A 2,671-nucleotide genomic window follows, 5' to 3' on the forward strand; every position below is an offset into this window, starting at 1 on the left:
CTCCCAAGTAGCACGGGGCCCGAGAAATCCCGTGTGAATCTGGCGGGACCACCCGCTAAGCCTAAATATTCCCTAGTGACCGATAGCGGATAGTACCGTGAGGGAATGGTGAAAAGTACCGCGGGAGCGGAGTGAAATAGTACCTGAAACCGTGTGCCTACAAGCCGTGGGAGCGTCGTTCATCAGCTTGCTGGTGGGCCGTGACTGCGTGCCTTTTGAAGAATGAGCCTGCGAGTTTGCGGTGTGTAGCGAGGTTAACCCGTGTGGGGTAGCCGTAGCGAAAGCGAGTCCGAATAGGGCGGTTGAGTTGCATGCCCAAGACCCGAAGCGGAGTGATCTAGCCATGGGCAGGTTGAAGCGCGGGTAAGACCGTGTGGAGGACCGAACCCACCAGGGTTGAAAACCTGGGGGATGACCTGTGGTTAGGGGTGAAAGGCCAATCAAACTCCGTGATAGCTGGTTCTCCCCGAAATGCATTTAGGTGCAGCGTCACGTGTTTCTTGCCGGAGGTAGAGCACTGGATAGGCGATGGGCCTTACCGGGTTACTGACCTTAGCCAAACTCCGAATGCCGGTAAGTGAGAGCGTGGCAGTGAGACTGTGGGGGATAAGCTCCATGGTCGAGAGGGAAACAGCCCAGAACACCGACTAAGGTCCCTAAGCGTGTGCTAAGTGGGAAAGGATGTGGAGTCGCAGAGACAACCAGGAGGTTGGCTTAGAAGCAGCCACCCTTGAAAGAGTGCGTAATAGCTCACTGGTCAAGTGATTCCGCGCCGACAATGTAGCGGGGCTCAAGCACATCACCGAAGTCGTGTCATTGCAGCATATAGGGCCAACGCCTGCTGTGATGGGTAGGGGAGCGTCGTGTGCCGGGTGAAGCGGCGGTGGAAACCAGTCGTGGACGGTATACGAGTGAGAATGCAGGCATGAGTAGCGATACAAGAGTGAGAAACTCTTGCGCCGATTGACCAAGGGTTCCTGGGTCAAGCTGATCTGCCCAGGGTAAGTCGGGACCTAAGGCGAGGCCGACAGGCGTAGTCGATGGACAACGGGTTGATATTCCCGTACCCGCTTTGAAGCGCCAACGCTGAACCTCTTGATGCTAAGCCCGTGAAGCCGTCCTGGAGCCTTCGGGCAAAGGGAAGTGGTGGAGCCGGTGACCCAACGGGGTAGTAGGTGAGCGATGGGGTGACGCAGGAAGGTAGTCCAGCCCGGGCGGTGGTTGTCCCGGGGTAAGGGTGTAGGCCGAGTGATAGGCAAATCCGTCACTCATTGAGGCTGAGACCTGATGCCGAGCCGATTGTGGTGAAGTGGATGATCCTATGCTGTCGAGAAAAGCCTCTAGCGAGTTTCATGGCGGCCCGTACCCCAAACCGACTCAGGTGGTCAGGTAGAGAATACCGAGGCGTTCGGGTGAACTATGGTTAAGGAACTCGGCAAAATGCCCCCGTAACTTCGGGAGAAGGGGGGCCATTCCTGGTGACGAGTCTTGCACTCCGAGCTGGGGGTGGCCGCAGAGACCAGCGAGAAGCGACTGTTTACTAAAAACACAGGTCCGTGCGAAGCCGTAAGGCGATGTATACGGACTGACGCCTGCCCGGTGCTGGAACGTTAAGGGGACCGGTTAGCTCCATTTCGGTGGGGCGAAGCTGAGAACTTAAGCGCCAGTAAACGGCGGTGGTAACTATAACCATCCTAAGGTAGCGAAATTCCTTGTCGGGTAAGTTCCGACCTGCACGAATGGCGTAACGACTTCTCGACTGTCTCAACCATAGGCCCGGTGAAATTGCATTACGAGTAAAGATGCTCGTTTCGCGCAGCAGGACGGAAAGACCCCGGGACCTTTACTATAGCTTGATATTGGTGTTCGGTTCGGCTTGTGTAGGATAGGTGGGAGACTTTGAAGCCTTGACGCCAGTCTTGGTGGAGTCGTCGTTGAAATACCACTCTGGTCGTGCTGGATGTCTAACCTGGGTCCGTGATCCGGATCAGGGACAGTGTCTGGTGGGTAGTTTAACTGGGGCGGTTGCCTCCTAAAGAGTAACGGAGGCGCCCAAAGGTTCCCTCAGCCTGGTTGGCAATCAGGTGTTGAGTGTAAGTGCACAAGGGAGCTTGACTGTGAGACTGACGGGTCGAGCAGGTACGAAAGTAGGGACTAGTGATCCGGCGGTGGCTTGTGGAAGCGCCGTCGCTCAACGGATAAAAGGTACCCCGGGGATAACAGGCTGATCTTCCCCAAGAGTCCATATCGACGGGATGGTTTGGCACCTCGATGTCGGCTCGTCGCATCCTGGGGCTGGAGTAGGTCCCAAGGGTTGGGCTGTTCGCCCATTAAAGCGGTACGCGAGCTGGGTTTAGAACGTCGTGAGACAGTTCGGTCCCTATCCGCTGTGCGCGTAGGAGTGTTGAGAAGGGCTGTCCCTAGTACGAGAGGACCGGGACGGACGAACCTCTGGTGTGCCAGTTGTCCTGCCAAGGGCATGGCTGGTTGGCTACGTTCGGGAGGGATAACCGCTGAAAGCATCTAAGCGGGAAGCCTGCTTCGAGATGAGCACTCCCACCTCCTTGAGAGGGTAAGGCTCCCAGTAGACGACTGGGTTGATAGGCCGGATATGGAAGCCCTGTGAGGGGTGGAGTTGACCGGTACTAATAGGCCGAGGGCTTGTCCTCAG

General features: G+C 56.7%; 1 rRNA gene. It reads left to right on the forward strand.

The features are described 5' to 3' along the window. Positions 1-2,669 (forward strand): 23S ribosomal RNA (locus ACWGJO_RS41390); the annotation flags it as partial. Positions 2,670-2,671: the final 2 nt, after the last annotated feature.

Source organism: Kitasatospora sp. NPDC054795, assembly GCF_053611565.1.